Annotated in this window: 5 protein-coding genes and 1 pseudogene; 4 read left to right on the forward strand and 2 right to left on the reverse strand. The window is 58.6% G+C overall.

Going from position 1 to position 6,020, the window contains the following annotated elements; translation table 11 throughout:
• The 4 genes and pseudogenes from sucA to lpdA form a co-directional block, all read left to right on the forward strand.
• Positions 1-1,095, forward strand: a pseudogene (gene sucA / locus ACEQWH_RS12540) (2-oxoglutarate dehydrogenase E1 component); the annotation flags it as partial.
• 5 nt (positions 1,096-1,100) lie between these two features.
• Complete coding sequence (gene odhB / locus ACEQWH_RS12545; protein ID WP_370231384.1) at positions 1,101-2,597, forward strand: 2-oxoglutarate dehydrogenase complex dihydrolipoyllysine-residue succinyltransferase; 1,497 nt, start codon at positions 1,101-1,103, stop codon at positions 2,595-2,597.
• Positions 2,598-2,609: 12 nt separating this feature from the next.
• Positions 2,610-3,008, forward strand: a complete 399-nt coding sequence (locus ACEQWH_RS12550) for a hypothetical protein (protein ID WP_370231386.1) — start codon at positions 2,610-2,612, stop codon at positions 3,006-3,008.
• Positions 3,009-3,020: 12 nt separating this feature from the next.
• Complete coding sequence (gene lpdA / locus ACEQWH_RS12555) at positions 3,021-4,418, forward strand: dihydrolipoyl dehydrogenase (protein ID WP_370231388.1); 1,398 nt, start codon at positions 3,021-3,023, stop codon at positions 4,416-4,418.
• 225 nt (positions 4,419-4,643) lie between these two features.
• On the opposite strand, the gene ACEQWH_RS12560 is transcribed toward lpdA, so the two are convergent.
• Together ACEQWH_RS12560 and ACEQWH_RS12565 are read right to left on the reverse strand one after the other, a co-directional pair.
• Positions 4,644-5,405, reverse strand: coding sequence for a lysophospholipid acyltransferase family protein (locus tag ACEQWH_RS12560; protein ID WP_370231390.1), 762 nt, complete (start codon positions 5,403-5,405; stop codon positions 4,644-4,646).
• On the reverse strand, positions 5,405-6,020 hold a 616-nt coding region (locus ACEQWH_RS12565), incomplete at its 5' end, for a cell division protein FtsX (protein WP_370231392.1). The genes ACEQWH_RS12565 and ACEQWH_RS12560, both read right to left, overlap by 1 nt.

Below are 6,020 nucleotides of genomic sequence, written 5' to 3' on the forward strand. Positions count from 1 at the left end.
AAGATGTTTGAGAGCGGCGAAGGCATCGACTGGGCAACCGGCGAAGCGCTGGCCTTTGGATCGTTGCTGACCGAGGGCTATCCCGTGCGTCTGGCAGGTCAGGACTCGACCCGCGGGACGTTCTCGCAGCGTCACTCGGGCATCGTAAACCAAGACACCGAGCGTCGTTACTACCCCCTGAACAACATCCGCGCAGGTCAGGCCCAGTACGAGGTGATCGACTCGGCCCTGTCTGAATATGCGGTTCTGGGATTTGAATATGGCTACTCGCTGGCAGAACCAAACGCCCTGACCCTGTGGGAAGCGCAGTTTGGTGACTTTGCCAATGGCGCGCAGATCATGTTTGACCAGTTCATCAGCTCTGGCGAAAGCAAATGGCTGCGGATGTCCGGTCTGACGGTTCTGCTGCCACATGGTTTTGAGGGCCAGGGTCCGGAGCACTCTTCGGCGCGTCTGGAACGTTTCCTGCAGATGTGTGGCGGCGACAACTGGATCGTGGCCAACTGTACGACCCCGGCGAACTACTTCCACATCCTGCGCCGTCAGCTGCACCGCACCTTCCGCAAGCCGCTGATCCTGATGACGCCAAAGTCGCTGCTGCGCCACAAAATGGCGATCAGTAAGACCGAAGAGTTCACAACAGGGTCCAGCTTCCACCGCGTCCTTTGGGACGATGCGCAGCACGGCAATTCTGACACGCAACTGGTGGCAGACGACAAGATCAAGCGCGTGGTAATGTGTTCGGGCAAGGTCTATTATGACCTGCTGGAAGAGCGCGATGCACGCGGGCTGGACGATGTCTATCTGATGCGGATCGAACAGTTCTATCCGTTCCCGGCGATCTCACTGGTGAAGGAACTTGAGCGCTTTAAAGGTGCCGAGATGGTCTGGTGTCAGGAAGAGCCCAAGAACCAAGGTGCCTGGAGCTTTATCGAGCCCAACATCGAATGGGTTCTGAGCCGGATCAAAGCAAAACACACACGTCCGATCTATGCGGGCCGCGCGGCTTCGGCCAGCCCGGCGACCGGACTTGCAAGCCAACACAAAGCACAACAACAGGCGCTCGTAGATGCAGCGCTGACCATTGAAGGGTAAATGAAATGACGACAGAATTACGTGTCCCTACACTTGGTGAAAGCGTTACCGAAGCCACTGTTGCAACCTGGTTCAAGAAACCCGGCGACGCGGTCGCAGTGGACGAAATGCTCTGCGAGCTGGAAACGGACAAGGTCACCGTCGAGGTGCCTGCTCCGGTTGCGGGCGTCATGGGCGAAATCGTCGCCGCCGAAGGCGACACCGTTGGCGTTGACGCCCTGCTCGCAACCATCGTTGCAGGCGAAGGCGCCGCACCGGCCCCCGCGCCCGCGGCAGCCGCGGCTCCTGCGGCGCCGGCAGAGGCTGGTGGCGGTAGCACCGATGTCATGGTGCCAACGCTTGGTGAATCTGTGACCGAAGCCACTGTGTCCACATGGTTCAAGGCCGTTGGTGACACCGTCGCGCAGGATGAAATGCTGTGCGAGCTTGAGACCGACAAAGTCTCGGTCGAAGTTCCGGCCCCGGCCGCTGGTGTTCTGGCAGAGATTGTTGCCCCAGAAGGCACCACCGTTGGCGCAGACGCCAAACTGGCGGTGATCTCGGGCGCAGGCGGCGGCGCATCGCCAGCCCCTGCACCGGCGGCAGCTGCTCCGGCCCCGACCGCGTCAAAAGACGTGGAAAACGCCCCATCCGCCAACAAACTGATGGCGGAAAAAGGCATTGATCCAGCAAATGTCGCAGGCTCTGGTCGCGACGGTCGCATCATGAAAGAAGACGTGTTGAAGGCGGCAATCGCACCGGCCCCTGCACCTGCTGCAGCGCCAGCCGCGGCACCGCGCGCACCTGTGGCAGTCGAAGATGCCTCACGCGAGGAGCGGGTAAAAATGACCCGTCTGCGTCAGACCATCGCGAAACGTCTGAAAGACTCGCAGAACACTGCCGCTATGCTGACCACATACAACGAGGTCGACATGACCGAGGTGATGGCGCTGCGCAACGAGTACAAAGACCTGTTCCTCAAGAAACACGGCGTGAAACTGGGCTTTATGTCCTTCTTCACCAAGGCTTGCGTGCACGCTTTGAAAGAAGTGCCAGAAGTGAACGCCGAGATCGACGGAACTGACATCGTCTATAAGAACTATGTCCACATGGGCATTGCCGCCGGCACACCAACCGGCCTTGTGGTTCCTGTGATCCGCGATGCGGACGCGATGTCCTTTGCCGCGATTGAAAAAGCGATTGCCGAGAAAGGGGCGCGGGCACGGGACGGCAAACTGTCTATGGCGGAAATGCAGGGCGGCTCGTTCACTATCTCTAACGGCGGTGTTTATGGCTCTCTGATGTCCTCGCCGATCCTCAACCCGCCGCAGTCGGGCATCCTTGGTATGCACAAGATCCAAGACCGTCCGATGGCGATCAACGGCCAAGTGGTGATCCGCCCGATGATGTATCTGGCGCTGTCCTATGACCACCGGATCGTTGACGGCAAAGGTGCTGTGACCTTCCTTGTGCGCGTCAAAGAAGCGCTTGAGGATCCACGTCGCCTGTTGATGGATCTGTAAGGGATTTGGCACATGAGGCGCTATCTGCCTTTGTGTCTTGCCATCGGTCTGAGCGGGTGTTTCGGCGACGCCAAAACACCGCTTAGCTCGGCCGATATTCAGCAAGCCATCCAAGATAGCACCTTTCGCTACCACGCGCGTTATCGCGCCTCGGACATCGGCGGTCGTGTTACGTTTCACGCCGATGGCCAACTGGAAGTCAAACCAAACGCTGGCCCCCGGGAAACCGGGAGCTGGACGATCGCAGACGATAGAGTCTGTGTCAAAGTGAAGGGATTGCGGAATGGAACAGAAAGCTGTTCCAGTATTTCTGTTTCAGAGGACGGTGTTTATCATGCCAGCTATGGCATCACCGTGACCCCCTTCGTGTCAACACAGGTGGAAAGCAGCGCAGAGGCTGCCTCAAAATGATAGGAACTCACCATGTCCCAATATGACGTCATCATTATCGGAGCCGGTCCTGGCGGCTATGTCTCTGCTGTACGCTGTGCCCAACTGGGTCTGAAAACCGCCATCGTTGAGGGCCGTGAGACCTTGGGCGGAACCTGCCTGAACGTGGGCTGTATCCCCTCTAAAGCGCTGCTGCACGCAACCCATATGCTGCATGAAGCAGAACACAGCTTTGCCAATATGGGTCTGAAGGGCAAAAGCCCTTCCGTCGACTGGAAGCAGATGCTGACCTATAAGGAAGAGGTCATTGGCCAGAACACCGGCGGTGTCGAGTTCCTGATGAAGAAGAACAAGATCGACTGGCTCAAGGGCTGGGCAACGATCCCTGCCGCGGGCAAAGTCACCGTGGGCGACACCACCTACGAGACTAAGAACATCGTAATTGCCTCGGGCTCGGTGCCGTCGTCTCTGCCGGGCGTAGAGGTCGACAACGACAAAGGTCTGGTGGTTGACAGCACGGGCGCGCTCGAGCTGGGCAAGATCCCGAAAAAGATGGTCGTGATCGGCGCGGGCGTCATTGGTCTGGAACTGGGCTCTGTCTATGCGCGTCTGGGCTCTGAAGTGACCGTCGTTGAATATATGGACGCGGTTTGCCCCGGCATGGACAAAGACGTGCAGCGCACGTTCAAGCGTATCCTTGAAAAGCAGGGTCTGAACTTTGTGATGGGCGCAGCGGTCTCGGGCGTTGAGACCACCAAGACCAAAGCAAAGGTCAAATACAGCCTGAAAAAGAAACCAGATGCCGAAGAGACTATCGATGCGGATGTGGTCTTGGTTGCAACGGGCCGCAAGCCATATGCCGACGGTCTGGGGCTGGAGGCTCTGGGCATCAAAATGACCGAGCGCGGCCAGATCGCCACCGACGCGCATTGGGCCACCAACGTACCGGGCATCTATGCGATTGGCGACGTGATCGAAGGCCCAATGCTGGCGCACAAGGCCGAGGACGAGGGCATGGCGGTTGCCGATGTCATCAAAGGCAACCATGGCCACGTGAACTACGGCGTCATTCCGGGTGTGGTCTATACCACTCCAGAAGTGGCCACCGTGGGTCAGAGCGAAGATGCACTGAAAAAAGCGGGCCACAAGATCAAGGTTGGCAAGTTTTCGTTCATGGGCAACGGGCGTGCGAAGGCAGTGGGTCAGGCAGATGGGTTCGTGAAGATCATCGCTGACAAAGAAACCGACCGCGTGCTTGGTGCTGCCATCATCGGGCCTGCAGCCGGTGACATGATCCACGAGATCTGCGTTGCGATGGAATTTGGTGCCTCTGCCCAAGACATCGCGCTGACATGCCACGCGCACCCAACCTATTCCGAGGCGGTTCGCGAAGCGGCCCTCGCTTGTGGCGACGGTCCAATCCACGCATAACGCGCGCATTATTGAAAAAAAGAAAGCGGCCCTTTAAGGGCCGCTTTTTTTGTGAAAGCGCGGCGGCCTTGAGGGGATCGGGGGTACCGGCATCCGCGCTGTCACAAGAGTGACGTTGGGCACGTCACGTTGGGTGAGTGTGGCAAGTCTCTTTGCTTACACGTCCTACCTAGGCAAATCCGAAAGGACTTGCCATATAGCTCACGTCGATGTGTTTGGAATGTGTTAACCGCGTGTTTTCGCGGCCTGAATGCCCGGTACCGGATCCGAGCCGGCCTCTTGCATCAAGGCAATCGAGCGCGCTTCGACCCGGTTTTCCAGATCGCGCATAAAGGCCCCGTTTTCACGGCCCGGCGGGATCGGTTCCAGAAACTCGAGGATGGCCAATCCGGGTTTGCGATAGATGCCCACGCGCGGCCAGAACAGGCCAACATTGGTGGCCGCAGGTACCACGGTCTGACCGGTTTCATTGTAAAGAACGTTGATGCCAATCTTATAGGGGCGATAGTCATCCCAGGCGACACGGGTGCCCTGCGGATAGATAATCAATTGACCGGCTGGCGCAGTGCCGTCTCGTACACCCTTCATCATCTGACGAATGGCCTCGGCGCGTTTGCCACGGTTGACAGGCACACAGCCCAGCCGCATGCCGTACCATCCCAAAATGGGCGCATATTTCAGCGAGGCTTTCATGATGAACTTTGGCTTGGGCACAACGCTGACGATCATGATGATATCAAGAAAGCTCTGGTGCTTTGAGGCAATCAGGACTTCTTCTGTGGGCACATCTCCGCGGATTTCGGTTTTCAGACCCACCATCCAAGAGGCAGTCCAGCGCACCCAGCGGCAATAGGTATGCACCCCTGCATAGACCCAATACCGCGAGAAAATTGCAGGTGGGGTAAAAAACAGCGCCATGATGAACATCATGAGGTACATCTGCACCACAAAGACCAAAGAACGCACCCACTGGATTGCATAACCCATCAGCTTAACTCCGACAGAGATTTTCGCGCCGCGACGCCGGTTGCGACAAAGGCCACTGCCGCAGCAGCGACCGGCACCAAAGCCAACCAGGCCGCGCCATAGCCCTGAAACCCAAGACCGGTCAGAAAGCCGCCTGCGCCCTGCGCAGATGGCAAGAGCAGAACAGCCCCATATCCGGCCACTGTGCCTGCTGTGGCCCCCGTCAGGGCGCGCAGTGTAAAGCGGCGGACAAAGGCGCGGGCGATGTATTCATCCTGCGCCCCGACTAGACGCATGACCGCGATCACCTGCGAGTTGGCGGCAAGCGCCGCGTTGGCGGCAAGGGTAATCATCGTGCCTGTGACGGCCGCAATCACCCCGATCGCCAGCCAGCCCAACGTACGCAACCGCATGGCCGCCTGCTGCAAGGGCTTACGCCAGCGGCTATGGTCATCCAGAATGGCGCCGGGCACCTCGGCCTGAAGACGCAACCGGAGACCCGCCGCGTCATAGCCTTCTTCGGTCTCAGAAATCTCGATCAATTGCGGAATCGGCAAATCCTCGATGGGAAGATCCGGTCCGAACCACGGCGACAACAAAGCCCGTTGCTCGTCCGCCGTCAGCGCCCGAGCGCCT

It is taken from the genome of Cognatishimia sp. (assembly GCF_964229375.1).
In the GTDB taxonomy this organism is placed as follows: domain Bacteria; phylum Pseudomonadota; class Alphaproteobacteria; order Rhodobacterales; family Rhodobacteraceae; genus Cognatishimia.